This is a genomic window from Gallibacter sp. Marseille-QA0791 (assembly GCF_965119705.1).
Taxonomy (GTDB): domain Bacteria; phylum Bacillota; class Clostridia; order Peptostreptococcales; family Anaerovoracaceae; genus Lentihominibacter; species Lentihominibacter excrementipullorum.
Genome location: NZ_CBCPMH010000001.1, coordinates 2,711,309 through 2,737,353, shown reverse-complemented (window position 1 = coordinate 2,737,353; position 26,045 = coordinate 2,711,309). Strand labels below are relative to the sequence as shown.

Genomic DNA, 26,045 nt, shown 5'->3' with positions numbered 1-26,045 from the left:
AAAATACTCAGGGCCGCCTAAGAATCTATTTATTTTCCCTTCTTCGTATTAGGATTAGCTACAGCCTTTATCTTTTCAAAAGTTTCTGAACTAATCACATGCTCCATCCGGCAGGCTTCCCTTTCAGCCGTTTCCGGATCTACTCCGACTTCGATCAGCCGATCGGTAAAGAAACGGTGCTTTTCATAAATATGCTCCGCCACTTCACGACCCACATTGGTCAGATGGAGAAAGTGATCCTCGTCCATCGTGAGAAAGCCGCCGTCCCGCAAGGCAGCCACCGCATGGCACACACTGGGCTTTGATACCTCCATATAGCGAGCTACATCCACAGAGCGTACCATGCCTTTTTCTCTATAAATAACAAAGATTGCTTCTAGATAGTCTTCCCCGGACGCATGAAGTTTCATGTTGCAGTTCTCCCTCAAATTATCAGGCAATGCTCCAGCCCTCTGCCTGCTCACGGATTGTAATGAAACGGCGATAAAGTCCTTCCTGCTGAACAAGCTGCTGATGTGTTCCTTTCTGAACAACTTGACCTTTATCCACCACTAAAATCTGGTCAGCGTGTTCAATCGTTGCCAGACGGTGAGCGATAACGATAACCGTTTTTCCAATGGTCAATTCACTGATTGCCTGCTGGATCAGGTGCTCATTTTCCGGGTCAATACTTGCAGTTGCCTCATCAAGAATTACGATATTAGCGTTTTTCAATATGGCGCGAGCAATAGAAATGCGCTGTTTTTCTCCGCCAGACAGCGTAGAGCCACCCTCGCCGATCACCGTTTCATATCCATCGGGAAGAGCCATAATGAAGTCGTGGCACCGAGCCTTTTTCGCGGCCTCTATAATTTCTTCTTTTGTTGCACCTGGATTACCGAAACGGATGTTGTTTTCAATGGTATCGTGGAACAGGTAGACCTTTTGAAGGACCATCGAGATATTGCGGAGCAAACTGTCACAGGTCATGTTCCGTACATCCTCACCGCCTACTGTGACCTCGCCGCTGTCCACATCATAGAAACGGGCAATCAGGTTACAAATCGTGGTCTTGCCGCTGCCAGATGGCCCTACAATGGCCGTAGTGCTGCCCTGCGGGATGGAAAAGCTGATATTCCGTAAAACAGGAACTTTATCGTAGGAGAATGTCACATCACGGAAAGCAATGTCCGTGTTCTGCAAAGAAATATCTTTCCCGTCTTTGTCTATAATGTCAGCGTGTTCAATGCCGTCCAGTTTGTCCAGCGTAGCATCAATGACCTCCAATACATGGGCGGCGTTGTTCATGGCTTCCACACTTCCAAAGATCATAAAAGAGAACATATCCAGCATGAGCATGGTAGGAAGTTCCATACTGCCGTTATAGGTCAGCAGAGCGGCCACAGCTACTATGGCGATGGAGGCAGCTTTCAGCGAAAACAGGTGCAGACAGTTGAAGGGCATATATTCCACTTCAATTTTGATGTTGATTTTCTTGCTGTCGCTGTATGCTTTGCGAATACCGGCAATAGACACACCTTCCTGCTTAAAGGCTTTCACCACCTGCATCCCTCGCAGATACTCGATGGAATTTTCCACCATATCGTCCTGTGCCTTTTGATGGATAGGAGCGTTTTGGTGGCTGCGCGCCTCCAGCAGGTGAAGAAACAGGGCAGACAGAAGGACACCAGCCAGAGCAATTCCTCCCGCCAGAGGGCTGTAAAATGCAAGGAACAATATCAGGACAACAACGGTGATATATCCATTCACAACGGTGTTGACCATATTCATGGCGAACATTTCCATAAACGAGAGGTCGGTTGTAGCGGCTGCGGAAAGTTCGCCCATATTGTTCTTGCTGAAAAAGCCCAGCGACACCCGTTTCAAAATATCTCCCAGCCGGATTCTCTCGTCAGCGGTTGCTTCATATCCGACACTTTCCTGTGTGATAGCTCGGAGATAAGAGAACAGGTATCGGCCCAATACAGCTAAAATCATAGCCGCCAGCATGATCCAGATGTCCTGGCTCTCCAATGGGTCAATGCCATTGAAGTCATCCAAAACAGCACTCAATCCCTTTGCAGCCAGCATAATAGGAATTGCAGTAAAAATGCTGTGAATGAAAGCATAGACAAACCCAATGTAAATACGCCGTTTATATTTCCCTGTCCATTGGATCAATCGATTTACAATGCGAAACATATTCAGTTACCCCCTTTCCCGGAACCAGCAGACCAGTTCTGCGCTCCGATATGCGCCTCCCACATATCCCGATAGAGGGCATCGCCATCTAAAAGCTGCTGATGCGTGCCCGTATTCTCAACCTGTCCGTTTTGTAGAACGATGATCTGATCGGCATTTTTGATGGTGGACAGACGATGAGCAATTACGAGTAAAGTTTTCCCTTTTGTTAATGCGGCGATGGATTGCTGGATCTTTTCTTCGTTCTCTTGGTCGGTGAACGCAGTTGCCTCGTCCAAAATCACGATGGGGGCATTTTTCAAAATCATACGGGCGATGGAAATACGCTGCTTTTCACCACCTGAAAGCCGGTTCCCCGCATCCCCGGCCATCGTGTCATAGCCATTGTCCAATTTCCGTATAAACTCATCACAGCAGGCGGCTTTTGCTGCCGCATATACTTCCTCGTCCGTAGCATCAGGGTTTCCCAGCCGGATATTTTCCTTGATGGAGCAGTTGAACAAGAAGTTATCCTGTGTAACAAAGCTGACAATATCGGCAAGCTGGGCCAGCGGCATACTGCGAATGTCCACACCGCCAATGGTGATTTTTCCATCGTTCACATCCCAAAAACGGGCAATCAAGCGGGCGATGGTGGATTTACCTCCACCGGACGGGCCGACAAGTGCCGTAAACTTTCCCTCCGGGATTTTCAGATTGATATGGGAAAGCACCTGTTTACCGCTCTCTTTATCATAAGAGAACGAAACATCCTGAAGCTGAATGTCTTTGGACTGCGCCTCCACTGGTTTTCCAGTATCGGGCAGTTCTTCCACATGGAGCAGCTTGTCTACATCGTGTACGGCATATTCAACCGTTTTCGTTTCATTGACATAGGTGGTAAAGTTCATCAGCGGACCTACAATCCCCAGCGAGAGGATCAGGCACATCACAAGATCCTGCGGGGCCAGGCTGCCGGTCCAATAGAGATACATACCAATCGGGAGCGTCCCCAAAAAGGTGGATGGTAACACCGCAGAAATAAAATTCATCAACTTCCAAGTGCTTTGATACCATTTGAGGGTGTAGTCCTTGAAAGATTGAACCGCCTTTGTGAATTTTTCATAGGAGCTGGAGGACTGGTTAAACGCCTTGATAACTTCAATGCCCTCCACATACTCTACAATCACGCCGTTCACATAGTTATTGGACTCCATGTAATCGGCATAGAGCTTATTAAAATTCTTCATCATCATGGCAAAAGCGATAAAAGCGAGAGGCACAGTCACCAGCATAGCCAGAGCCATACGCCAGTCAATGCAGGCCAGATAGACAAAGACTGCTACGGGGAGCAGCAGGTTGGAGATACACTCCGGGATCATGTGGGCCAGCGGCAGCTCAATCGTTTCTACCCGGTCTACCAATACACTTTTCAGCTTACCCACGGACTCTCCGATGACTGTCCCCAGCGGAGCTTTCATCAGCCGCTGGGCAAGGGTCAAACGAATATTCTCCAAAATGGTGTAGGCAGATATATGGGACAGGCTCGTTGAAATACCATAGAGCAAGAAGCGTATCGCATAAGCGCCAAGTCCGATCCAGCACCATTTCCAAACCTCTGCCATCACAGGTGAACCGTCGATAAAGAGTGTGATAATTTGGTAAACACTCCAATAAGGTATCAGTCCGGCAACCACACTGATGATTGCACATAAGACGGACAGGACAATCTTGCCCCGGCACTGTGAAGCAAAGGAAAACACAATAGAAATCCAGCTTTTCTGCTTCATTTCCTTTCCTCCTTTAGCAAAAAATTAGAGAGCACCAATCTCTTTGGTACTCTCTAAGTATTACAGGTATTCAATTTGTCTGCCACTCTGCGAAGCCTCGTTTTGCTCCATTTAGATTTTTATTTTTCGATATTCCAGCGGTGTTTTCCCTTTGACTTTTTTGAACGCTTCGGAGAATTTGCTGGTGTTCGTATAACCGACTTTTCCGGCAATCACTGTAATCGGTTCATCCGTTTGTGTGAGAAGGGACGCCGCCAGGTCCATCCGATAATTCCGCATATAGGTATAAATAGCGGTGCCGTAAACTCCCTTAAAGCACTGCTTTAGGGCAGAAGTAGAAATATCAAACTTTTCAGATAGTTCCTCCATTGTGAAGTGACGTTCCGGCTCCTCCGTCATAAATGCCATGATTGCTTTAACTTTCTCTACCTGTGTTTTATAAAAATAGGGGCGCTCCACACCTAAAACCGTAGGGTCTACTGTCTTGAGCGTGACCAACAGTTCTAATACCTTTACCCTGAGATATTCCAAGCGGATATTTTCCGGCACCTGGTAGAGTTCCGAAATCACATGGTCGGGAACGGAATTCCCGTGCATGATAAAAGGCCGAGCCTTTAAGGCAAATTGGTGTTCAATCTGTTCCAGATCGATAGAAAATAGGGACAGAAGCTCTCCGAGACTTTCCGCAGCTTCGGGAACAGAAATTGTAATTGTAATCCCGTGGTAATGACTTACGGGAAAGCTGCAATGGTTGTTTTCCGTAGCAGAACTGTCCAGCATAATATCGCCGGACGCAAGATAAAGATAAGCACCATTGCTGACTTCCCACTCAATGCGTCCCTCCCGGCAGTGATGGATAGAAATATAGTGAGTGTTGTCGAAGCGCCTCGGCGGGCAACTTGCCATGTGGAAGTCATTATATATAACTCCAATTCCGGGATACACCTCATAGTAGGTTGCTGTTCCATCTCCTGTTTCGTTTTTCATCTGATAAACGGAACAGGATTCGTCCCGGCAGAGCAAATTCATATTTTGCTGCGAAAAAAACAGGTCGCTTCTGTTCAAACTGTGATCACCTCGATTCAATAAAAAAGTTTTTGAGGAGCTGAAGCCCTGTGGCATCCAGCGCATATTGTTCCTGTACCACACCGTGTTCCAAATGTAGAACATGAGTGCAGCAACTGACGATCAGCTCATAATCGTGGGTGATAACAAGAGAGGTCTTTCCCATCTCCTGTATCGTTATGAGTTCATCGGCCACTTCCTTCATGTGCTGTAAATCCAAGCCGCTGGTAGGTTCATCCAGCACTAAAACCTTACGCTCGGAAACAAGGGCGGTAGCAATCGCCACTCGCTGCTTCTGGCCGCCGGAGAGCGCCATCGGATGCCGCTCCTTAAACTGCAACAAATCCAATCGGTCAAGAATTGCATCCGCCTTATCCGAAGCTGGCTCCGCCATGCTGATGAGCATTTCTTCCTCTGTGCTTTCTGTAAACAACTGATGGTTGACATCCTGCATGACCATATAGCACAGGGACAGCCTCTGTTTTCTATTATACGTTTTCCCATCCACTTTCACAATGCCCTTACAGTGTTTCTCTAATCCGCAGAGGCACCGGGCCAAGGTTGATTTTCCAGCTCCGTTATGGCCGATCACCGCGATAATGCCCGCCTGCGGCAGCGAAAGACTGTCAATATCCAGCGCATCCCTTTGCTTTGTATAAGCAAAATGAAAGTTCTCACATTCGATAGTACCGCAGCTTACAGCAGAATGTGCTACCACCGGGAACGCCCCCAGGTCAAAAGGCCGCAATCCCATTTCTGCCTGTTGCGCTGCGGACAGTTTCAAGGCGTCCGAAGCCAGATAATCTTTTTCGATTTTTCCGTTTTTCAAATAAATAACACGGTCTATCAGCTCTTTCAAATAATAGAGCCGATGTTCCGCAATAATAACTGTTTTCCCTTGCTGTTTCCAAATCTGGATCATCCGGCGCAAATCTTTTGTGGCTGACATATCCAGATTAGAAGATGGTTCATCCAGGACAATGATGGGCGGATCACTGGCCGATACAGAGGCGCAGGCGATTTTCTGCTTTTCCCCACCGGAAAGAGAAAAGATATTTTTCCCCAGCAGGTTCTCCATCCCAAACTGCTCCGCAGTCGATTTCACCCGCTGAATGATTTTTTCTTCAGGCAAGCCCTGATTTTCACATCCAAAGGCCAGTTCGCTAGTAGAGTCCACCGTAAAAAACTGTGTGCGGGGATTTTGAAAAACGCTCCCCACATATTTTGCTGTTTCATAGAGTGGAAGTCTGCTGATGTTCTTTCCATCCAGCAGGACTTCACCGCTTAACTCGCCCTCATAATAATTTGGGATCAGCCCATTCACCAACCGGGTCAGGGTTGTTTTTCCGCAGCCAGATTGTCCACACAAAAGGATAACTTGCCCGTCCGGGATGATTAAGTTAATGTTTACAAGCCCGCCGGCATCCGTTCCCCCGGCATATCGAAAATTGATGTTGCGAAATTCAATCATAGGCGCCTTCCTCCTAACAGATAAAGAAACCGACCCAACAGGGTATCGCCAGCAGGAAGAAGAAAAAGTCCAAAGGCCCAAAGCTGATTTTACATATATTCGTCCGTTTCTGCAGCGCTCCAAGCCCTCGCGTAAGAGCAGCCGCAGACAGTTCTTCTCCGATTTTGGCAATCGAAATCATCAGAGGAACAATCCGGTATTCCAGCATCTTCATGGGACTGCGGAAGGTAGTGATGCCGCGCATCTTCATAGCGTCCCGAATGGCTGCATATTCCTCTTTGACTGTGGGGAAAAATCGGAATACCACCGACATAGGGATCACGATTTTTTGTGGAATGTGCATCTTCTCCATCGCAGCAACAAATTCGCTGACGGTTGTCGTACTCACCAGATAATATCCCATGATAAATCCGGGGAGCATATGCGTATAAATTCCGACTGCGGCTCCCAGGATAAAATTCCATGTGCCAGTGAGCAGCGGTAATACCGTTAATTCCAACGCAAACAAAACAGCGTATGTAACTGCAAATCTGGCTGCGGCTGTCCATTTTCTCGAAAGGAGCAGAAAAATAATCGGACAAGCCATGAGGCACGGACGGACGAAATTCATAAATCCGCCTGTACCTCCGGTAATCATAATGGTGCTGACAGTTACAGTCAAAAACAGTTTTGTCCTTGGATCGGTGGGAATAACAGCTTTGTTTTCAAATTTTAGCGTTGTAATCGCCGCATCCATCAGGCAATCCCCGCCTTTTCAAAATGTTTCTTCAACACGGCCTTGCCAAGAAGCGCCCCCAAAATGCCGCCGATAAAAGTGACAACAAACAGAACCGGATATGTCCAGCCAGGAGTATAGGACATAAGGGTATCTACATATTCCTGTCCATAGCTGCTTACAAGTGAAGCAAAAAAAGTGTCACGAGTTAAGAACATCCGGCTTACATATCCCATGATCCAAAGGGAGAACACGCCATTGCCAAGGAGCGTGCATTTCCAGCTTTGATACTTTCCGGCCCGCAAAATTACATCGCCCAGAACGCCAAAGATGATACCAAAAATCAGAACCAGCACGCCGCTACCCATAATTAAATTCAGCAAGCCAAGGATAATGCCAGTCAGAGATACCATGCCGAATTTTTTGACCTTCGTTAAGTACAGCATAAAGGGAATACCGCACAGGATGGGGCACACCAATCCTAACAGCGGGATAAAGATAGGGATATATCCCAGCATCATACCCGCAAAGAAAATGACAAAATAGATGGCGGTGAAAATGCCTACGTTGATAAGGTCTTTGGCTTGTAGTTTGTTACTTCTTGCTTCCATTCTCTACATACCTCCAGTATAGTTAGATGCTTCTAACCCATTGTGATTAAAAATAGCGAAACAGGATTTCGCATAATCAAATTTTACTATAACCCAAATAGACTGTGCCACTCTGGATAGTTTGAAAATACTCCAAATGGTTACGAATATTTGATTTCATATACCGTCAAGCAATGCAAACATATATATATGCTTTGCTCTTTTATCACCTTTTCGCCCTAATATATTTACCATTCGGCACATAATGATTTCTATTCATGTTGAACTCGGACTTCACTATTTACACTGAGCGCATATATGTAAAGAGACAGGAAAAACACCCTGTCTCGTCTTTCTATTTCCCCATGCTCAGCCATCCCTTTTCCGGATTCACATAACTGCCGTTTAGCCTGACTCCCAGATGCAGATGCGGTCCTGTTGAGTTACCTGTATTTCCAACTTCACCGATCACCTGACCTCTCACTACTTTCTGTCCTTTTGATACATTGATCTTGCTAAGATGTCCGTAAACAGTCTCAAGGCTGTTACTATGTCTGATGATAATGCATTTTCCAAGTCCTCCGTTCCAGCCTGCGGAAGTTACTGTCCCCGATTCACAGGCAAGTACTTTTGTCCCGGTTGGAAATCCGATATCCAGTCCCTGATGATTTGTTGAGCCGATCCCTCCCGGAGAAGATCTCGGTCCAAAATGGGAAGTTATATTTCCCTGTGTCATACCTGCTATCGGAAGTCCCAATTTTCCGCTTCCGTTAAAGATAACATCATAGGAATAGTTGCCATACGGATAATATCTAAGCACATGCTCCACGTAATCCGTGTCTCCATATGAAGACCATCCGTTTTTCTTCGCCTGCTGTTTGGAATATTCTACGGCTCCCGCCTTCGAATATCCACCGTGGTTTTCAAGCGCCCATGATATATATCCCACACCGAAGTTATACCCCTGCAGGGCAAGCTTTATCCTGTCCATATCCACCGGATTTTGGACTCCAGCAGCTGTAAGAGCGCTTTTAAGATATTGGATACCGCAGTTTATGGAGTACTCCGGATCGGTTATCCCGTTTGGCTTTTTCGGATACTTCGTATTAAAGCTGCACTCTGAAGCCTGCATGGGATCCGTACCCCTGCCGCCTGACTCCTGCATCATGACCGCCTTGATCAGCTCTACATATTCCGGTATCCCGTATTCCTTCGCATACTTTTCTATTACCGGAGTATAGCTTTCCACTTCTGCACTCACGGGGAGATAATCATTGGAACTGCTGTCGCCAAAAAAGTAAAGAGCCGCCCCAAAGAGACAGCATATTACAACAGCAAGCACCGCGATCCAACCTCCCGCAAACAGGAATACAAAAAGTGTTTTTAAACTTGCCGCGATCGCTCGCACTGCATGAGTTGCCCTGACAGCACCTTTTCTCATGCCTGAATATTTAACATGTTTTCCGGTAAGCCGTTTTTCCGCAAGTCGTTTCGACAAAGCATGTTTATTTGCCGAATACGATATTTCATTACTGCTTCGCCCTGCCTTTTTTATCTTTGTTCCCGGCCTTCTTACAGTGTATGACGATCTGCTTATGTCTGCTCCCCTGTCCTTTATTCCTTGCCTTCGCTGCCGGATCTCGTTTTTCAAAACAGTGACGCTCTTTCCTCCGGCTTCATTAAACTTCCCACCGCCTTTTCGCATAAGTGTATTCCCTGCGCCGGAAAGCCTGTTTACGGCATATTCTGCCGGCGAGCCTTCGGTGCTCTTTTGCTTTTCTTCTACCAGTTCCTTTGTTCTGGCATAGGAATGTTTCATCCTGCTTGCTGCTACTGAGGCTTTATCCAGAGTCTTTATCGTTCCCTTATCAGCACTCCTCGTCTTTATGTCAGCCATTAAGCAGCACCACCTAAGTTCTCACCCGGTTTTGTCGTCATGAGCCTGTAAAGCTTACTGTTTTTAGGGAAGTTGTTTTCAAACGGCACCAGCGCGCTTCCCACTTTAATAAGGCCGTGTCCTGCATCGACATTACGGATAAAGGAAAGCTGCTGTTCTGAAATGTGAAGAAGCTTCGCCAGCTCAAGCTGATCGCTCGCCGCCTGATTAAGCATGATGATAAACTCCGAATTCGCAAGCATTGTTCTCGCCGTATGCGAATGAAGCGCATCTTCTACATTCTGCATAATCCCGGTACAATTCGCTCCGTACTTCCTAACCCTTCTCCACAGCTTAAAAAGAAATTGTTCGGAATATTGGTGCATAAACAGCAGATAAATCTCATCGATGAATATGAATGTCCTTTTCCCTTTCATTCTGTTTGATGTTACCCGATTTAAAATGCTGTCCAATATAACCAGCATTCCCACCGTTCTAAGCTGCTCTCCCAGCTCTAAGATGTCGTAACAGATAAGTCTGTTGCTTGTATTGACATTGGTCTGCTTGGCAAAAGTATTCAGCGTTCCTCTCGTAAAAAGCTCAAGTTCAAGAGCAAGTGAAATCGCTTCCGGTTCCGGCTGTCTCAAAAGCTCATCTCTGAAGTCCGAAAGCGTTGGCGGCATGCCTTCATACCCGGCGTTCTGATAAGGGCGATATATATTCTCCGTACATCTGTCTATGATAGACTGCTGCCCTTTTGCAAAATGATGACCTGCTATGATCTGCTCGCAAAGAGACTGTATAAACTGTGATTTTTCAATAACAGGATCAACCTCTCCGTAATCTCTTCCCATATCCATGGCATTGATGTGATTCGGACTTGTCGCAGAAATCTCTATCACTTCTCCGTTCATTGCCTTGACAAGCGGCGCATACTCCCTCTCCGGATCGATGATGATAATATCCGCATCTGATGAAAGCACCAGATTTACGATCTCGTTTTTAGCCGCAAAAGACTTCCCACTTCCGGAAACACCCAGAATAAAGGAATTTCCATTTAAGAGCTGCCGTCTGTCTGCAATGATCATGTTTTTACTTATAACATTCCTGCCATAATATATCCCTTTCTCATGTTGGATTTCCTGAACACGAAACGGCATAAACACCGCGAGCGATTCCGTCGTAAGCGTTCGGAACGCATCGATCTTTCTAACCCCCGCAGGAAGTACGGTCTTAAGTGCGTCAAGCTGCTGATATTTTAAAACGGAAAGCTGGCATAAATGCTGTCTCGTTATAGTCAAAAGAGCTTCCGTATCATCATCGAGCTGTTCTTTTGTATCTGCCATATGAACGATGGTGAGCACTGCAAACATCATTCTCTGATCCCTTGTAGTAAGGTCGTTTAAAAATTCCTTGCTCTCCTTTCTCTGCTGCTCCATGTCATACGGCACGACAGCAGAAAAATTGTTATTGCTGTTCTGACGACGCTGCCAGTTGGTAATGTTTGTTTCCACGCCAAGAAGTCTGTTTTCCACCTCTCTTACGGCTTCATCCGTAGGCACCGGAACAATATCGATCGACAGCATGAGATTTCTGTTCATTTCCGTAAGATCCGCAACCATAGAGTCTTTGATATACGCAGCATAATCTCGTAAAAACAGCACTCTGCCGAAACGATCCCCTATCTTGAAATAGTCTTTTTCATTTTCATAGGAATCCGGGCAGATATAATCTCGAAAATCATGTCCTTTGTGCATGTGATCTTTAAGATCAAAATGAAAATACTCCTCTTCTCCTTTCCTGTAAAAGTCAAACAATATTTTCAGTCTCTCCTGCATACCAAGCTCCACACAGAAGGCCCCAAGGCGCGCAAACCCTGATATCAGGTCATTGCCCGCTCTTTTAAAATAGTTTCTTGCTTCCTCCACATTCTTTTTATTGATCGATATCGTCACATACTTTTCCTGAATAAAGGAATTTGTACCGGTCACATTTTTAAGCAGCATATCGTTATATTCCTCGCGGTATTCATCCAGTTCATCTCCCGCCATATCGATCAGGATCTTTTTCTCAAAGTCAGCTCGATTGATCTTACGGTTATTGATCGTAAGCTTCGTCGTTGCGCTGCTGTCAAGAGAGTTTAAAACTTCGGAGTACTCTAAAAACATGGCTTCTTTATCCTCACGGCTTGCCACGGAATAATTTATATCCTCGAATTTATATGATTTAGAGAACTTGTTTTTCCCTACCTGAAAAATACCGTCTTCATAAATCTTTTTTACCGGAATGATATCCTGAACGCCTTTCGGTATTTCAAATCCTTCTTTATCCTGTTTAAATGTCTTTCTCAGTGTTTTTATCATTTTTAAATCTCCCCTTTTTCCCTTTATCTTTCTTTCCCTCTTCGATCAGCTGCCAATACATATTAGTATTCCGAAACACCAGCCGTTTCGGTATCAATATCTCTGACTTTATATACGCCCATATGAACTTTTCTGCCGTCATACCGTTATACTTTACAAATCCCACTACCGCAAACGGCACCGCTACAAGGATACAGACCCAGCTTACGGTCTCTGTTCCAAGATGCGGCCTGAGCAGAAAATATGCACATACCGCAACGATACACGCCAGAACAGAAAAAATGAACTGCCGAAGCGACAGTCCGAAAAACATGGATTCCGTATATTCCCGTATCTCCCGATTTATCTTTACTTCCACTTGTTACTCCTTTCTAAAGCCCCATCATTTCCCTTACTATGCGATCCGCAAGCTTTACTGCTCCCACAAGTACCAACATATTGAAAATGAGTTCTCCTACATAACTCCACACCATGGCAGCAGGCGCCGCATCTTGATTCACTACCGGCGGAGACTCTGCGAATACCGAAAAAATGATGCAGGCAAGCAGTATGATCGCACCTTCAAGACATACCGCCGCATAGGATTTCAAGAAGCTTTTACCGATCTGCTGCGTCGGTTCTCCGGCGAATGTTGAAAGCGGCACCGGCGCGATCGCTGTGTAGATATACAGTTTGAAAAAACGCGCATAAACGCTTAGAATAATGATGAAAGACAGGATCGTAATCACAAGGCTGCATATGAGTGTGACCGCCCAAAGCGGTATGCTTTCAAAGAACCCGCAGTCTTCAATCGCCTCCACCATCTCATCCGGAAGTATTAGTTCATTGTTGTTTCCAAGCCCCGAAGCTTTCATGATCGTGCTTATGATCCCCTGCACGATCTCAAAGAGTGCCATCATTAGTTCCAATCCGTATGTCACAACACCTTTGGCGATGGCAAAGCGAACAAACAGCTTTACCGCATGCTCCGGCTTTTTGACCTCTGTAAACGACCCGCAGGTTTTAATCACGCCTACAACGAAAAACAGGACCAATAGTGCCAGTCCTATCGCCATCAACGCTCCGTGGATATCCTGAATGATCTCCCATATCCCTCCGCCGCGGAAATCTTCCGGGGACTCCGTAAGAAGCTCCCATACTTCAGCGAGTTTTTCATTCCAGTTTTCAAGTGAATTTTGCAGATTCTGCACGACCCAGTTGTCCGACACATACATCACCTCCCTGCTTAAGTTCTTTATTCATGTCCATATCACCTCCTGACTCAAAAAATTGAAAAGCCTGACAGGGTTTTCCGATCAGGCTATGTAACAAAAGGTATATGCATTTCTTTTAAGCAGGTTTTGTAGCTCTTCACATTCCTACTACACAGCCTCATATTCTCTGCAGCACGAATGAAAAGATCTATGCTCTATGTATCGGCAGCATGTAGCTGCCTTTTTAATCCTATGCTCATCCTATAATCAGATTCAGGATTTCTTTCGCAAAGGTGATCACGATACCTCCCGCAAGAGTAAGAAATCCATTGGCTCTTTGGCTCGGATCATGACTTTTGAATGAAAGCCCCACCTGCACGATCCCAAAACCCGTAAGGATCAGCCCTAACGCCCGGATCAAACTGAATATGAATGTTGACAGGTTATCTATTACCGAAAGCGGATCACTTGCGGCAAATGCAGCCCCTGTCCCTATGGTGCTCATTAACACTATCGCTATATAAAGCACCATGCCTTTTCTCAAATGATTTTCTTTACGTTTTTTTCTTTTTCTCATACATCCTCCTCCATTTCATAAAGCTCTTGTATGTCTGATTCCGACAGCAGAACATATTCACCTTCTGAAAGCTCTTCGGGCTGTAAAGTTTCTTTTCCCGCATAAAAGCTCTCTGCAAGAATCGTCGCTACAGCTGCTTTAGCTTCTCCATGAATATATGGCTCCATGCCGCCATCTGCTGTTTCGGAAACATTCGGATGTTTTAAAAGATCATATTTCAGATCCATCACAGGTCTTTCTCCCCTGATAAAAAGAAGTGCGTACCGATTATCCAGCATACGCACTTCATCCGGTGTCATCAGCTCCCGACCCGACAACTGATAATTCGTTGAATAATTACCGTTCCTTCCTGTTGACTTGCCATAAGTGTTCAGATCAATCGTTTCCTTTCCGAGCAGCTCCGATACATACTTATGTGTGCTCTGCTCATTCCCTCCAAGATAGAGGAAGGTATCGCAGTTTCCGACAATGCTCTCCCATTGTTTCTCAAACAAAGTCTTCAACTGCGCCAGATTTTGCAGGATAATGGATACGGAAACGCTTCTGGAACGCATGACCGAAAGGATCTTGTCAAAGTCCTCCGGAAGGCTTACATTTGCAAACTCATCCATGACAAAATGCACATGCATTGGGAGTGCGCCTCTATACTTATGATCTGCAAGCCAGAAAAGCTGCTGGAATATCTGTGTATAGAGGATACTCACGAGAAAATTAAAACTCGTATCATTGTCGGGAATGAGAGCAAACAGCGCTATTTTTTTCTCGCCCATAGAGGCAAGCTCCATTTCGTCGGTAACGGTAAGTGCCGCCACACTTTCCAGGTTGAACTTTTCAAGTCGCGCCGCGAGGGTGATCTGGATGGATTTCAAAGTTTTCGCACTCCCCGAATGATAATTCTTATAGTACTTCACCGCGATATGATCCGGATCTTTTGCTTCCAGATCAAAGAACAGACTGTCGAGCGGACTGTAGTAACTTTCGTCCTCCTCACTGACATCTCCTGCCCGGAGCATTTCCATGACCATGGGAAAATTCTGTTCATCTTCCGGCGCCTCATACTTCAGATAAAAAATGAGTGCGGAAAGCAGCATGGAGGCGGCTGTATCCCAAAACGGATCCTGCGTCTGACTGCCTTTCGGAGTTGTACTTTTGAACAGATTCGTTACCAGTCTCTGTACATCGTTATCATCTTTTAAATATACAAATGGGTTATAGCAGTGACTTTTCTCCATATTGATAAGGTCGAGCACTTTGACTTCGTAGCCTTTCTTCTTTAACAGCCACCCTACATCGCGAACGATTTCTCCCTTCGGATCAAGGACAACAAAAGAAGTATTCGCCTGCATGATATTGGGCTTACAATAAAACCTCGTCTTTCCTGCTCCCGATCCTCCGCACACAAGAATATTCAAGTTGCGCATATGTTTTCTGGCGTTAAGACCCAGCATCACATTCTGCGTCAGTATCTTGTTTTTAAATCCCCCGCGCTTCCTATATCTCTTGTTTATCCGCGCTGCATTTCCCCATCTGGCAGAACCGTGTTCCTCACCTCTGCGATAGTTTCTGCGCATGCTCAGTGCGATCCCGATCACTAAAAGGTAGAGCAAAATAAAAACAGCGACCGTCCTGATACTGTCGCTGCACCACTTTATTGATAACGGTTTCTCAAACACTTTATCTGCTTCGAGAAATATCTCTAATATATTACCCTGCATATACGGTGCTGTTTTAAGAGCCAGCCAGGTTACAGGGACGATACCAAAAAGCGCAAGGAGGAAAACCGTTTTGTTATCATCTCTCCTCATAATTTTCTTTTCCCCTCACCGTTTTCCGCTTCGCGTTAGCGGTCTTGATAATAAGCTCATCGACCGCATCTGTGGATCTTGCATTTTCAAGCAGGCTGTTCCTTAGATCATTCAGCGCGCGGACAAGAATGCTCTGCTCATATCCATCGAGTTTTATATACAGCTTCTCTTCTCTCATAACTCGAATCACCGTTCCTTTCTTTCTGTTTTAGCAACCGCCTTATTTTTATCAGGCAGCACCGCGTCTTTTGCCGGCTCCGATCCTTTCTTCCTGTCAATATCCTCGCGATATGCCTCAAGCTTTTTCCTTACTGACGGCTTATCTCCTTTAACAGTACCCTCCATGGTTCGGACTGATTCCTTTGAGCTTTGCGCGGACAGAGGGCTTTTTTCTGTCTTTGCAATCTGGGGGTTTAGCTCTATGTCGCCCTTTCCTACCGGCTTTACCTTGACTTCATCGGCTAAAAGATCATCTCTGCTCTTTTCCGGGATCTCATTTGCTCTCGCCTTTCGCTCCTCAACTGACTTTTGCACTTCTCCCAAAACTTCTGCTTTATCGACAGAAGCAAGTTCAAAGCGTTCCATGATCCTCTGGATCTTGGAAGCATCCTCAGCCCTCGCGATCACATCAACTGTCGCATGATCACTGTTATCGCTTTTATCCTTCAGCGCGCAATAAAGGACACCGTACCGCTTCGCCTCGGAAGAAAACTTTTTAAGATCTCCGTTCCGAACAGAAAACACCTTTAATTCCTTTCCGGACTTGATCAGATTCGTGAGCCTTGCTTTTCCTTTCGTCTTATGCTCTTCTCTGAGAGCTGCCGCTAAAATCACGGCAAGATTTTTCGCGCCTTCTCCGCTTATCCTTACCGCCACCTCAAGCCCTTCAAGAGATAATCTCACGACCTGTTCTGCAGCATCTCCTCCTGCCATCATCTGCTCATCACCTCCCTCTCAACTAATGGCACTAAAAAACCCGAAAAATCGGGTTCTTTCAGCACTTTTATAACTTGTCTTTTACATTTCTTTTGTTGTAAAGAATTCTTCTAACTTCCATTACGTCGTCGATCACAACATAGTACACAACATAATTCCCCACATAGATTCTGTAATATGGGTATTTTCTTTCTTTTACTGAATGGTATGGTTCAAAACTCTCTGCACAGCTGCTTCTTTTTATAATAGCGTTTTCTACATCATCAATCAGCTTATTTGCTGCCACCGGATTTTTCAAATGCTCCGTAATGTAAGCAACGATTTCATATAAATCCTCTTCGAATAACGGAAGAAAGCGCACATCATATTTTTTATTTCCCATTAATACGCTCCCTCACCCTTCCAAACACTTCGCCGGCGGTATAGCGTGTTTCATCTGCTGCTGCCGCTTTATCCGCCTCGTCCAACTTCATCTCTACTTCTTCCGTCAGTGCGGCATACTGCTCAAGACTTAAAACCACCATGGAACCATATCCGTTCTTCGTCAGATAAACTGCATCGCCATTTTTTACAATGGATTCAATCTCCGTAAAGTTATTTCTCAAATCAGAAACCGGTCTTATATTAATCATCTCTCTGCCTCCATTATCTATCTCTTCTTTTTATGGCGTTATTTTATCATAATTATGCCATTTTTGCAATATTAACAAGCCTTCTCTGATTCTCTTTTTTCGGTATCCGTTCCGCGCACCCCTGCCATCATCTGCTCATCACCTCCCTTTGATTTTCTCTTTCGATCTGTTCCATTTTCTTTGCCATACTTTCAGTGTTCACTTTTATATCCTCTGCAAGTCTCACCTCCCCTCTGATATCCTTTAAGGCACTTGTAAGAGCTGCTATCTGCGCTTTAAGCTGCTTCTTTTCAGACTCCGGAAGTACCCGTCTGTATTCCTTTCGTAATATTTCCCTCATCTCCGTTATATCTTCCTTTTCACGCTCCTTTTGTTCCAAAAAAGAAAAAAGCTCCTCATCTGTATGGATTTCATACTTGCTGAGGAGCCGGATCTGCTTTGTATACTTCTCGCATTTAAGCAGGTCTTCTCTTAAAATTTCAGGTACTTTGTTTGCATCTTGCGTGTACTTTGGAAGATAGCCGAGCATATAGCAGTATTTCAGGTAAAGCCCCCGTAAACCTCCCACTTTTCCTATACGATCTTTTCTCGTTAGCAGGAAATACTGCTTTTTCAAAGGCTTACGCTTTTGAAAGCTTTTGAACCGAACACTTTCCGGATTGGCAGACAGTCTCTGCATGATCCGTTCGTTCGTATATTCTTTTCCGAGCCGCATAAGCCGAATCGGTTTTTTCCACCCTTTAGGTGTCACTGTCCAGTATTTTCGTCTTTGACTCAACTGCACGCTGTAACCAAGGCTCTTTAAATGCAGTTCAAATTCCCGTAAATTTAGACTGAGGCTTATCGCTTCATCAACAGCTTCCCTTGCCATGCTATATCTTGTAGGTATTCCGGCTTTTTCCTTCTGTGACAGGTGCAAAGGTTCTCCGCGCCCTGTTGGCTTTTCGATTACGGTAAGTCCGTACTGTCTGCAAATGCTGTCTGATACCTCCCTCATATGCCGGTAAGTACTCCGGCAGTCATGATACTTTTTCCCGTCCGCGAATGATACCGAGTTGATCACAAAATGATTGTGAAGACACTTTGTATTAAGATGTGTAGCCACGATCACCTGAAAACGGTCTCCCCAAAGCTCTTCGGCGAGCTTCACCCCGATCTCATGCGCCATGTCCGGTGTAATATCATCATAATCTGCAAAGCTCTGATAAGCATGAAACGCTAAGATTCCATCTTCCTTGCCAAACCGCTTCTTGATCGTTTCGAACTGCTCCTTTGCATAAGTCACATTGCAGTTGAGCGCGGTCACATATCTTCCGCTCAAAGTCTTTCCTTCATCCGACGCATACCCGATCACATTCCCAATATCCGATTTCAGAGCAGTCTTCCTTGAATCCGTCGCATAGTCGATCGCCCTCGCAAGATTGGTCTTGACCTTCCATATCTTCGTGGTTCCCATCACTTGCCTTTTCCGTATCCAAAAACGGCTTCTTCCACCGCCGCCTGAAATGCGTGGAGCCTTCTGAGTTCCGTATCTAAATCCTGCGTGCTTACTTGTCCGCTGCTGTTTGCTTTTATGGCGATCTGGTTCAGATTGTTTCCGATATGGGAAAGCTCCCTGTTGAATTTATAGAACTCATCTCCCGGAGCTTCCCTCGGCTCGTAACCTGAAAGAAGCTGTCTTATGAGCGCGGCTTCCGTAAGGCACGCCTTCTTTGATTTTTTCTGGAGCTGCTGTGCCTCTTCTCTGTTAAGCCATATCTGTTTCTTGATTGTTCGTTTCATATCTTTTCTCCTTTCCGGGGTCTTAGGGGTCTCCCCTAAAAAGCAGGCATTTCTGCTCCGCAGGAGTAGAAATGCAGTGCTTGCTAAAAGAGGTACATGAGCTTACCGCTCCTGTACCTCCCTCTTTTTAACTGCCTGTTTGTATGACAGTCCCAATTCATTATGCGCCAAAAAACTGTACTTATATCCTCTTCCTGCACCGACTATGATGTGATCCATGACCGGTATGCCTAAGAGCTTACCGCACTGAACCAGTCTTTTAGTCGCCTCGTAATCCTGCTTAGAGGGCTTTACATCACCGCTCGGATGATTGTGGAAAAGCAGGACAGCTGCTGAATTTGAAAGGATACTGCTCTTGAAAACCTCTCTCGGACTTACTTCTGAACTGTTGAGTGTACCCTGACTTACGATATTCATATTGATCACGCTGCCGTCCGTTTTTACATTCATGACACAAAATATCTCCCTGTCATACTCACTGATATATTCTCCGATCACCTCTACTGCATCATCTACACCTCTTACCTTTTTATCAGAAAAAATGCCCGGCTCCTTCACAAGCCTTATACTTACCATGTCGAGCTCATACTTATTCTCCATCTTCATCATCCTCCAAATATACCGACATATCGACCACTACCATCGTTTCTTCTGGCATGCTTTCAACATATTCCTTAAGCTGAGCAAGGGTCATCTCCATCTCTATCTCTCCTCTCTTTCCATCGTTTTTTCAGGCAAAGGCAACCTCATTATCCTGATATCGCCTGTGTCTTTACGCGTGATCATCTCGGGATGACGGAACATTTCTTCATATTTTTTTCTGAGATTATCCGGAAGCGAAAGATATTTTTCGCTTTCTACCGGCGCATAGCAGATAAAAAAAGAACCGCAGATTATATCCTGCAGCTCGCCTTCCTTATCAAATATCCCTCGGTTTGGTTCAAGTCCATTGATCTTTCCTTCATCGTTACAAACGATCGCGACCTCATCTTCAAAAGGCATATACTCTTCAATATATCCTCCAACAAGGTTTTGCATAGACTCTAAATCACCATCGATTTCAACGATTTTTGGAGTTTTCATCGGTTCAATATACAGTACCTTCAGCTTAGCGTTCTCTCCCATTTTTCATCATCTCCTTTTCCTCTTCTATTTCAGAAAATCGTATTCTTCTACATAAATAATCATTAAAATCCTTGCCGTATGGCGGCGGTTCATCGTAGACCGCATACACACCCTCAAGAGCCTTCATAAGTCCCTTTGTAGAGGTTCTTCCTGCAAAATCATTATCAAAATGAAGATGCAGATCATATGTCCTGCAGTTTTCCGAAAGGACCTTCTGAAGAGCAACAGGCACTTTTGATGTGCCGTCAGCTCTCGGTCTGTATACGCCAGCAAGGGATACAAGGTTTTCTTCTTTCCAGTTAAATCCGTCCATTTTTCGCAGGGTAGCAAAGCTAAGCAGATCGATCGCACTTTCAAAAATATGCGTACTATTACTTGCCGGACTTAATATTTTGAAGCAGTACCTCTTATCACTTCCGGCAGCATCACCTAAAATCCTCATCCCGTTTGTGGCACGAAAAGATGCATACCTTGGGACATTCTCATTATCGTATCCCACAAAAATCGCATTGCCATATTCCCTGGATTCATATAAAAGGTCATTTTCAATGCAGTATTTTATGATCTCAAGATCGATTCCTCTCCTGCAAAGATATGCAACTACTCTGCTGCTCCTTTCGTTTCTTTCCGGAAGCAGCAGCTTCTTATCCTGAAGTTTTCCTTTAGATGAAGCAGGGGTGCTGCGATATGCGCACCCCTTATCGTTTAATAAATTAACGGCTTCAACAAACGGGATCTCCTTTACTTTTATAAGGTAATCAAGCGCGCTGTAGCCTCCGATCCCTCTGGAAAACCACATCCATGCACCGTTGCTGATCTTAAGACTATCGTGAGTTCTGGTCGAATAAATACCATTTCCGATCCTGACAAGCTCACTCGGATCATAAAGCTTCAGGTATGTCAGAAGATCGATCTGTCTGGTCTTTTCGATCTCTTGCGTAGTCACCCAGCCCATTTATATCACCTTATCTTTCATAATCCTTTTCCTTTTTATCACGGGAGCCTGCAGGTATTGTCAGATCTTTGTCTGCTACAATATCCTTAAGATTTTTCATTTCATGCTCGCTTAAAGTAAGCCCTCTCGACATGTGGGTGTGATCAGGCGACCAATCGCGAATGTCGAATTTAGGTCTTTTGCCGTTCCATGATACGACATTAAGTTCCTTTGCCCAGCCATGCTGATTCTGAGAAATCACTCCTATATGTTCTACGATTTCAAAACTGATATCATTGTTATTTATCATAAGTTCCTCTTCCTTTCTTTTCATATCATCTTTCAATTCCTGTAAATACTCATCAACACTTTCCCTTATTTCTTCTGTGTCCACCTCATTGCACTCTTTCCATGCAGTCGTGCAGATTTCGAGCGGATTTTCAAAGCTAAGAAGATCCATCATCTGTTCATGAGAAAAGTAATTCCCTTCTATCATGAATAAAATCTCGTCCCTGATCACAGTTTCATAAGAGCTTTTTATGATTTCCTCCGGCTTTTTTCCAAGCAAATCGTTTACATACCTTCCATATTCCACCTCCATTTTCTCAAGTAGTTCCCTGTTAATATCACGCCTTTCTCCTATAACTTCCACCTCCTTTCCGGGCAATAAAAAAACCGAATGACCTCGGATCGCCATCCGGTATGTATCCTGAGCGCGCCTTTTTTCTGCCCTGCACGCTCATATATTAAATAATGATGTCCTATCGTTCATATTCTCTGTCCGGCACATCCTGAAGCTCTTCCGGCTCCACATCAATTACGGTATTTTCCTTTTCATCCAGATTCAAAAGGATATTAAGTTCATCAAGCCTTGCGGACTTTTCCTTGAGCTCATCTTCATGTTCAAAGGTTTTGCTGGTCTCTATCCTTGCTTTATCAAGCTGAGTCAAAACATTTTCATATTCCGCTTTTACAACAGCAGCCCGCTTTTCAATACCTGAAAGAACATTGTCGATCCTTATGATATTGCCGCTTGCATCGTTTCCGAGTTTTACCGTATGCTGCATGGAGCGTTTTAAAATAATCATAAACTCCCTTGCAACTGTATCAAAAGAAAGCTCCATATTAAAGCCGCGGTATTCACCCAGAAAAACCGGATCAGGACTTTTCATCGCCTTGCACTCCTGTAAAATCCGCTCTCCCGCCTGCGCTTTTTCCACAAAATTCTCTCCCTTTATTAACATCCCTGCAAATTCCTTTTCATCGGAAGGCTGTGAATTTAAGAAAGCAATATCTTCGTTAAACCCTTGTATCTGCTCTTCATAGTACTTTATCTGTGCAGGAAAAACCCGCTCGATCCTATCTTCAAGGGAATACTTTTCACTTAGAAAATTTTGCTTCAAAAGCTTCAGCTTGGATACCTGAATATCAAGATCCATCTTTTCCTTGATGTGAGGATTTCCCGTTGCAAGCATTTTGATTTCTGCGTAGGAAAGAACCGCCTCATCAAAATCTTCGGCGCTTCTCACAGGGGATTTCCCCGTCATGACCTGGCTGATGAATTTCTGTTTGTTCTCCACCAGCTGATAGAGATATGCGTCGAATGTTTCTTCCGTCACATACCGGAAGATCTCAACTTCCTCATTTTCATTCCCCTGTCTTATGATTCTGCCTGATCTCTGCTCCAGGTCAGTCGGTCATTTTTTGCGGACAGTTCAATACATGCCTGTCTGTTTCGCTCCCTGCCCCTGCGTTTCGTTTCCGTTCCTTGAACCTTTCTTATCCTTTTCCTGCACTCTGGGCAATACTTTGATATTGCAGAGCGGGGAACATATTCAGCACCGCACACCGTACAATTCTTAGGCTTTAACGCTGTCCACCGCTTTGTGGGTGTGATATGTAATTCACCGACAAAGCCGATGAATTTATAATAAATCTTGATTTCCTGCCGTATTGTTCCGTCTGTAAGTTTCTCACATTCCGAAACAAGTATCTTGTCTATGAGTGCGTTTATGATGGTTGCGTCCAATTCCTTAATTCCTTGATAGTTGCGGATTAAGGAGAGGAAGTCACGGACACCCTGCGATTTCTCATAGCTGTCGTTGAGCGTTTCCGTTACCTCTTTCAGCCTTGCTTCAATTTCAAGCTGCTCTTTCTGGTATTTCCCCGACATCATCTCAAAATTCCGCTCCGTAATACGCTCCATCACCTTATCTTCATAGAGTGAGGAAAACAGCCTGTCCAGTTCTGCAAGGCGTTTGTTCAGCTTTCTCTGCTCCTTTTCCAGTGTCCTTGCCCTGCTCTGGTCTGTTTCCGTGAGCCGCTTTTCAATCACCCTTACCGTCTTTTCATCATTGACCGCCATATCCGCAAATCGGTTGATGTCAGCAAGGACAGCATTGAATAAATCCCTCGCTTCAATGCTGTGTGCGGTACACATAACATTGCCATATCTGCCGTAATTATTGCAGGTGTATTGTACGCAGTCGATGATGTCGGGGCGTTTCCTCCTGTTGGCACTCGCCGCCCGCATCGCATAGCCGCAGTCCGCACATTTGATAACGCCCGAAAAGATATTCTCAAATCCCCCTGCATTCTGCTCCCGCCTGCGGCTCGTCATAAGCTGTTGGACAGTATCAAATTCTTCCTGCGTGACTATCCCCTCATGGGTGTCAGATATCACTTCCCATTCTTCGGGTAGCTTGGATGGTCTTTTCTTGCTTTTCATGTTGGCGGCAATCCGCTTGTAGCCTGCAAGGTTTCCCGCATATATCGGGCTTCTTAAAATGCCCCTTACGCTGTTCTCGCTCCAAATATAACGGTTTTCCTCGTTACCCTCAAAGTACCGTTCATAGCCTGTTTCCCCACGCTCCACCGCATAAGCGGCGGGGCGTAAGATATGTTGTTTGTTGATGTGCTTGCAGATTTTGGCGATTCCGTTGCCTGCTAACGCAAGGTCAAATATTTCCCTTACAACGTGTGCCACTTTATCATCAATCAATAGGTGATTATGGTCGGCAGGGTCTTTGACATATCCGTATGGTGCTGTCGTCCCCATGAATTTCCCCTGCTGAAACCTCGCACGGTACGCCGATTTTATCTTGACCGACACATCGGCAGAATACATTTCGTTTAGGATGTTGCGGAAGGGCGTGATGTCCATCGCCGATTTATTGAGCGTGTCCACGCCGTCATTGACCGCTATATACCTCACGTTATGCTCTGGGAAAAACACTTCCAGATATAAGCCGCAGTCAAGATAGTTCCTCCCCAGACGTGATAAATCTTTCGTAATCACGCAGTTTATCAGTCCGTTTTCAATGTCCTTAATCATGTTCTGGAAACTTGGTCTTTGGAAATTCGTACCAGAGTAACCATCGTCCACATACGTTTTTGCTAAGTGCCATCCCTGCTTTTTCACATAATCCGTGAGGATGGATTTCTGTGTCGCAATGCTCGCACTCTCGTTATCCGTGCCATCGTCCTTTGACAAGCGGCAGTACATGCCGACTTCGTAAACCTTATTCTCCGTTCTTATTCCTGCCATACTGTAAAACCTCCGTATCTGTCCTATCTGTTTTCATGTCCCATTGCGTACATTCTAAGCGGACAGCCCCTCCTTGTCGAAGGTGTCACCCTCGGCAATCTTCTTCCGAATATCCTCGGAAATAATCGGGATAAATGCTTCTGTGACTGTCTGTGTGCCGACATATTCACGGCTGACTATCATCTGCACTGGTGCTTTCGGCACGATACGCTTACTCTTTTTATCTGCTTTCTTATCCTCGCCCATACTTAAATCTTCCTTTCCAGACAGGGCAGGAGAACGTCTGGAAACGCCCCACCCTGTCAATCAGATACCATCAATCCCCGCTGTTTAATTCTTTCTGTAATGCTTTAAGGAGTGCCGCCGCTTCATCAGCGTTCAATGTGATACCTTTTCCGCACTTCTCACGGTTCGGAGAAAAGCTGCGGATGTCATATTTCGGCTCTCTCCCGTTCCATGAGATAAGATTGATTTCCTTTGTGTAGCCGCTGTCACTCGCAGACAATACGGCGATTTCCTTTACAATCTTATACTGGATTTCTTTCATTCCTTACCTCATTTTCCTTAAAATTCTGTCTTTCTCCTGTTCCAAATTTCTGCATTTACCTACCGAAAAAAGAAGATTAGCGGCTGTCCCTGCCCCGTTTCCTCTGCAACTCACGTTCCAGAAGTCGGATGATGGTTTCCTCCATCTGCTTCGGCGTTGTGTTCTTCGGAAAATACTTTTTCAGCCTGCTTGTGTTGATTTTCAAGGTTTCTTTCTGGTTTCCCTTTTCCTCCGTCATAATCGCAAATATCGTATCCATGTCAAGCCGCCTGCTCTGGCTTAGGCTTTTCATCCGCTGTGCCTGTGAGAGTGAGGGCGTTGCTTCTTCACTCTCCATCGTGGCAAAGAGGTTTTCCTGCTCGTCTTTCTTCAAAAAGGACAGTTCCACCGCAGGCGTGAGGGCGATTTTCCCCTCGTCCACCATCTGCAAAATCGGCGGTATCAGTTCCGTCAAGCGGATAAAACGCTGCACGGTCATCCTGCCCACGCCGAAGCCCTGTGCCACCTTATCGTCCGTCCGCAACTTCGTCACAACTTGTGACGAGGTTAAATCCGTGCGGAAACCCTGCCGCTTCATGGCTTCGGATTTCATCTTGTAGGCAAACGCCCGCTCGCTCGGCAGGATATTCTCACGCTGCAAATTGCTGTCTACAAGGGTGATGATGGCTCGGTCACGGTCTAAGGGCAGGACAAAAGCGGGGATTGTGTTTATCCCTGCAAGTTCAGACGCACGGACACGCCGCTGTCCCGCAATCACTTCATAGCCGTTCCCGTCCTCTTTCGGGCGTGTGATTATCGGCGTGACAATGCCAAATTCCTTGATGCTTTCCGCTAATTCTGACAGCGTTTCATCTTCCGCCACATGAAACGGATTGTCGGGAAACGGGTACAAATCTTTAGTCTTTAACACCTTAAAATCCTGTTTCTTCAATCAGTT

At 45.3% G+C, this 26,045-nt stretch carries 28 protein-coding genes; all 28 read right to left on the bottom strand.

What is annotated here, in order from left to right; all coding sequences use genetic code 11:
• Positions 1-29 precede the first annotated feature (29 nt).
• The gene (locus tag ACQY69_RS12590; protein WP_428260845.1) at positions 30-410 is read right to left on the bottom strand and encodes a metal-dependent transcriptional regulator; all 381 of its coding nucleotides are present in this window, start codon (positions 408-410) and stop codon (positions 30-32) included.
• A 22-nt stretch (positions 411-432) separates the two neighbouring features.
• Positions 433-2,181, bottom strand: a complete 1,749-nt coding sequence (locus ACQY69_RS12585) for an ABC transporter ATP-binding protein (protein WP_428260844.1) — start codon at positions 2,179-2,181, stop codon at positions 433-435.
• A gap of 2 nt (positions 2,182-2,183) precedes the next feature.
• Positions 2,184-3,950 (bottom strand): ABC transporter ATP-binding protein, encoded by a 1,767-nt coding sequence (locus tag ACQY69_RS12580; RefSeq protein ID WP_428260843.1) that lies wholly within the window; start codon positions 3,948-3,950, stop codon positions 2,184-2,186.
• A gap of 111 nt (positions 3,951-4,061) precedes the next feature.
• The gene (locus ACQY69_RS12575) at positions 4,062-5,015 is read right to left on the bottom strand and encodes a helix-turn-helix domain-containing protein (RefSeq protein WP_187301820.1); all 954 of its coding nucleotides are present in this window, start codon (positions 5,013-5,015) and stop codon (positions 4,062-4,064) included.
• Positions 5,016-5,022: 7 nt separating this feature from the next.
• Positions 5,023-6,486, bottom strand: coding sequence for an ABC transporter ATP-binding protein (locus ACQY69_RS12570; RefSeq protein WP_428260842.1), 1,464 nt, complete (start codon positions 6,484-6,486; stop codon positions 5,023-5,025).
• Between the two features lie 13 nt (positions 6,487-6,499).
• Positions 6,500-7,222 carry an energy-coupling factor transporter transmembrane component T gene (locus tag ACQY69_RS12565; RefSeq protein ID WP_428260841.1) on the bottom strand — a complete coding sequence of 241 codons (723 nt, stop codon included), beginning with the start codon at positions 7,220-7,222 and terminating at the stop codon, positions 6,500-6,502.
• The gene (locus tag ACQY69_RS12560) at positions 7,222-7,812 is read right to left on the bottom strand and encodes an MptD family putative ECF transporter S component (RefSeq protein WP_187301817.1); all 591 of its coding nucleotides are present in this window, start codon (positions 7,810-7,812) and stop codon (positions 7,222-7,224) included. The genes ACQY69_RS12565 and ACQY69_RS12560 overlap by 1 nt, the downstream gene beginning before the upstream one ends.
• 334 nt (positions 7,813-8,146) lie before the next feature.
• Positions 8,147-9,688, bottom strand: coding sequence for a lysozyme family protein (locus tag ACQY69_RS12555; RefSeq protein ID WP_428260840.1), 1,542 nt, complete (start codon positions 9,686-9,688; stop codon positions 8,147-8,149).
• On the bottom strand, positions 9,688-12,030 hold the full coding sequence (locus ACQY69_RS12550; RefSeq protein WP_428260839.1) for a VirB4-like conjugal transfer ATPase, CD1110 family: 2,343 nt from the start codon (positions 12,028-12,030) through the stop codon (positions 9,688-9,690). The genes ACQY69_RS12555 and ACQY69_RS12550 overlap by 1 nt, the downstream gene beginning before the upstream one ends.
• Positions 12,002-12,388, bottom strand: a complete 387-nt coding sequence (locus tag ACQY69_RS12545; protein ID WP_428260838.1) for a PrgI family protein — start codon at positions 12,386-12,388, stop codon at positions 12,002-12,004. The genes ACQY69_RS12550 and ACQY69_RS12545 overlap by 29 nt, the downstream gene beginning before the upstream one ends.
• A 13-nt stretch (positions 12,389-12,401) precedes the next feature.
• Positions 12,402-13,238, bottom strand: coding sequence for a hypothetical protein (locus tag ACQY69_RS12540; RefSeq protein WP_428261061.1), 837 nt, complete (start codon positions 13,236-13,238; stop codon positions 12,402-12,404).
• Positions 13,239-13,479: 241 nt separating this feature from the next.
• Entirely contained in the window at positions 13,480-13,755 is a 276-nt protein-coding gene (locus ACQY69_RS12535; RefSeq protein ID WP_428261060.1) for a glutamyl-tRNA amidotransferase, read from the bottom strand.
• 41 nt (positions 13,756-13,796) lie between these two features.
• On the bottom strand, positions 13,797-15,605 hold the full coding sequence (locus tag ACQY69_RS12530) for a VirD4-like conjugal transfer protein, CD1115 family (RefSeq protein ID WP_428260837.1): 1,809 nt from the start codon (positions 15,603-15,605) through the stop codon (positions 13,797-13,799).
• The gene (locus ACQY69_RS12525; RefSeq protein WP_428260836.1) at positions 15,592-15,783 is read right to left on the bottom strand and encodes a hypothetical protein; all 192 of its coding nucleotides are present in this window, start codon (positions 15,781-15,783) and stop codon (positions 15,592-15,594) included. The genes ACQY69_RS12530 and ACQY69_RS12525 overlap by 14 nt, the downstream gene beginning before the upstream one ends.
• 8 nt (positions 15,784-15,791) lie before the next feature.
• Positions 15,792-16,541 (bottom strand): PcfB family protein, encoded by a 750-nt coding sequence (locus tag ACQY69_RS12520; protein ID WP_428260835.1) that lies wholly within the window; start codon positions 16,539-16,541, stop codon positions 15,792-15,794.
• 67 nt (positions 16,542-16,608) lie between these two features.
• Positions 16,609-16,923 (bottom strand): type II toxin-antitoxin system RelE/ParE family toxin, encoded by a 315-nt coding sequence (locus tag ACQY69_RS12515; protein WP_428260834.1) that lies wholly within the window; start codon positions 16,921-16,923, stop codon positions 16,609-16,611.
• Positions 16,913-17,173 (bottom strand): type II toxin-antitoxin system Phd/YefM family antitoxin, encoded by a 261-nt coding sequence (locus tag ACQY69_RS12510; protein WP_428260833.1) that lies wholly within the window; start codon positions 17,171-17,173, stop codon positions 16,913-16,915. Before ACQY69_RS12510 ends, ACQY69_RS12515 begins: the two co-directional genes overlap by 11 nt.
• Positions 17,174-17,300: 127 nt before the next feature.
• Entirely contained in the window at positions 17,301-18,629 is a 1,329-nt protein-coding gene (locus ACQY69_RS12505; RefSeq protein WP_428260832.1) for a relaxase/mobilization nuclease domain-containing protein, read from the bottom strand.
• The gene (locus ACQY69_RS12500; protein ID WP_428260831.1) at positions 18,629-18,955 is read right to left on the bottom strand and encodes a plasmid mobilization protein; all 327 of its coding nucleotides are present in this window, start codon (positions 18,953-18,955) and stop codon (positions 18,629-18,631) included. The genes ACQY69_RS12505 and ACQY69_RS12500 overlap by 1 nt, the downstream gene beginning before the upstream one ends.
• A gap of 102 nt (positions 18,956-19,057) precedes the next feature.
• Complete coding sequence (locus ACQY69_RS12495; protein WP_428260830.1) at positions 19,058-19,555, bottom strand: JAB domain-containing protein; 498 nt, start codon at positions 19,553-19,555, stop codon at positions 19,058-19,060.
• Between the two features lie 102 nt (positions 19,556-19,657).
• Complete coding sequence (locus tag ACQY69_RS12490; RefSeq protein ID WP_428260829.1) at positions 19,658-20,080, bottom strand: DUF3846 domain-containing protein; 423 nt, start codon at positions 20,078-20,080, stop codon at positions 19,658-19,660.
• Positions 20,064-21,035 (bottom strand): DUF3991 domain-containing protein, encoded by a 972-nt coding sequence (locus ACQY69_RS12485; RefSeq protein WP_428260828.1) that lies wholly within the window; start codon positions 21,033-21,035, stop codon positions 20,064-20,066. The genes ACQY69_RS12490 and ACQY69_RS12485 overlap by 17 nt, the downstream gene beginning before the upstream one ends.
• Before the next feature lie 10 nt (positions 21,036-21,045).
• On the bottom strand, positions 21,046-21,711 hold the full coding sequence (locus ACQY69_RS12480; RefSeq protein ID WP_428260827.1) for a PC4/YdbC family ssDNA-binding protein: 666 nt from the start codon (positions 21,709-21,711) through the stop codon (positions 21,046-21,048).
• A 64-nt stretch (positions 21,712-21,775) separates the two neighbouring features.
• Positions 21,776-22,633, bottom strand: coding sequence for a hypothetical protein (locus ACQY69_RS12475; RefSeq protein WP_428260826.1), 858 nt, complete (start codon positions 22,631-22,633; stop codon positions 21,776-21,778).
• A 41-nt stretch (positions 22,634-22,674) separates the two neighbouring features.
• Positions 22,675-24,561: a recombinase family protein gene (locus tag ACQY69_RS12470; RefSeq protein ID WP_428260825.1), complete on the bottom strand. Its 1,887-nt coding sequence runs from the start codon at positions 24,559-24,561 to the stop codon at positions 22,675-22,677.
• Between the two features lie 54 nt (positions 24,562-24,615).
• Positions 24,616-24,807 (bottom strand): stage II sporulation protein R, encoded by a 192-nt coding sequence (locus ACQY69_RS12465; RefSeq protein ID WP_117515761.1) that lies wholly within the window; start codon positions 24,805-24,807, stop codon positions 24,616-24,618.
• Positions 24,808-24,877: 70 nt separating this feature from the next.
• Positions 24,878-25,108, bottom strand: a complete 231-nt coding sequence (locus tag ACQY69_RS12460; RefSeq protein WP_117515762.1) for a YdbC family protein — start codon at positions 25,106-25,108, stop codon at positions 24,878-24,880.
• Between the two features lie 76 nt (positions 25,109-25,184).
• Complete coding sequence (locus ACQY69_RS12455; protein WP_117515763.1) at positions 25,185-26,039, bottom strand: ParB/RepB/Spo0J family partition protein; 855 nt, start codon at positions 26,037-26,039, stop codon at positions 25,185-25,187.
• Positions 26,040-26,045 lie beyond the last annotated feature (6 nt).

Excerpts from the sequence above, each read along its gene's own strand:
- ACQY69_RS12530 (WP_428260837.1), bottom strand. The coding sequence starts at position 15,605 with ATGAGGAGAGATGATAACAAAACGGTTTTCCTCCTTGCGCTTTTTGGT.
- ACQY69_RS12510 (WP_428260833.1), bottom strand. The coding sequence starts at position 17,173 with ATGATTAATATAAGACCGGTTTCTGATTTGAGAAATAACTTTACGGAG.
- ACQY69_RS12485 (WP_428260828.1), bottom strand. The coding sequence starts at position 21,035 with ATGGGCTGGGTGACTACGCAAGAGATCGAAAAGACCAGACAGATCGAT.
- ACQY69_RS12490 (WP_428260829.1), bottom strand. The coding sequence starts at position 20,080 with ATGGGAGAGAACGCTAAGCTGAAGGTACTGTATATTGAACCGATGAAA.
- ACQY69_RS12535 (WP_428261060.1), bottom strand. The coding sequence starts at position 13,755 with ATGGTGCTTTATATAGCGATAGTGTTAATGAGCACCATAGGGACAGGG.
- ACQY69_RS12560 (WP_187301817.1), bottom strand. The coding sequence starts at position 7,812 with ATGGAAGCAAGAAGTAACAAACTACAAGCCAAAGACCTTATCAACGTA.
- ACQY69_RS12495 (WP_428260830.1), bottom strand. The coding sequence starts at position 19,555 with ATGGAGAATAAGTATGAGCTCGACATGGTAAGTATAAGGCTTGTGAAG.
- ACQY69_RS12505 (WP_428260832.1), bottom strand. The coding sequence starts at position 18,629 with ATGGGAACCACGAAGATATGGAAGGTCAAGACCAATCTTGCGAGGGCG.
- ACQY69_RS12570 (WP_428260842.1), bottom strand. The coding sequence starts at position 6,486 with ATGATTGAATTTCGCAACATCAATTTTCGATATGCCGGGGGAACGGAT.
- ACQY69_RS12525 (WP_428260836.1), bottom strand. The coding sequence starts at position 15,783 with ATGAGAGAAGAGAAGCTGTATATAAAACTCGATGGATATGAGCAGAGC.
- ACQY69_RS12555 (WP_428260840.1), bottom strand. The coding sequence starts at position 9,688 with ATGGCTGACATAAAGACGAGGAGTGCTGATAAGGGAACGATAAAGACT.
- ACQY69_RS12585 (WP_428260844.1), bottom strand. The coding sequence starts at position 2,181 with ATGTTTCGCATTGTAAATCGATTGATCCAATGGACAGGGAAATATAAA.
- ACQY69_RS12515 (WP_428260834.1), bottom strand. The coding sequence starts at position 16,923 with ATGGGAAATAAAAAATATGATGTGCGCTTTCTTCCGTTATTCGAAGAG.
- ACQY69_RS12580 (WP_428260843.1), bottom strand. The coding sequence starts at position 3,950 with ATGAAGCAGAAAAGCTGGATTTCTATTGTGTTTTCCTTTGCTTCACAG.
- ACQY69_RS12480 (WP_428260827.1), bottom strand. The coding sequence starts at position 21,711 with ATGGCGATCCGAGGTCATTCGGTTTTTTTATTGCCCGGAAAGGAGGTG.
- ACQY69_RS12565 (WP_428260841.1), bottom strand. The coding sequence starts at position 7,222 with ATGGATGCGGCGATTACAACGCTAAAATTTGAAAACAAAGCTGTTATT.
- ACQY69_RS12550 (WP_428260839.1), bottom strand. The coding sequence starts at position 12,030 with ATGATAAAAACACTGAGAAAGACATTTAAACAGGATAAAGAAGGATTT.
- ACQY69_RS12500 (WP_428260831.1), bottom strand. The coding sequence starts at position 18,955 with ATGAAACGAACAATCAAGAAACAGATATGGCTTAACAGAGAAGAGGCA.
- ACQY69_RS12470 (WP_428260825.1), bottom strand. The coding sequence starts at position 24,561 with ATGGCAGGAATAAGAACGGAGAATAAGGTTTACGAAGTCGGCATGTAC.
- ACQY69_RS12465 (WP_117515761.1), bottom strand. The coding sequence starts at position 24,807 with ATGGGCGAGGATAAGAAAGCAGATAAAAAGAGTAAGCGTATCGTGCCG.
- ACQY69_RS12460 (WP_117515762.1), bottom strand. The coding sequence starts at position 25,108 with ATGAAAGAAATCCAGTATAAGATTGTAAAGGAAATCGCCGTATTGTCT.
- ACQY69_RS12520 (WP_428260835.1), bottom strand. The coding sequence starts at position 16,541 with ATGATGGCAGGAGGAGATGCTGCAGAACAGGTCGTGAGATTATCTCTT.
- ACQY69_RS12590 (WP_428260845.1), bottom strand. The coding sequence starts at position 410 with ATGAAACTTCATGCGTCCGGGGAAGACTATCTAGAAGCAATCTTTGTT.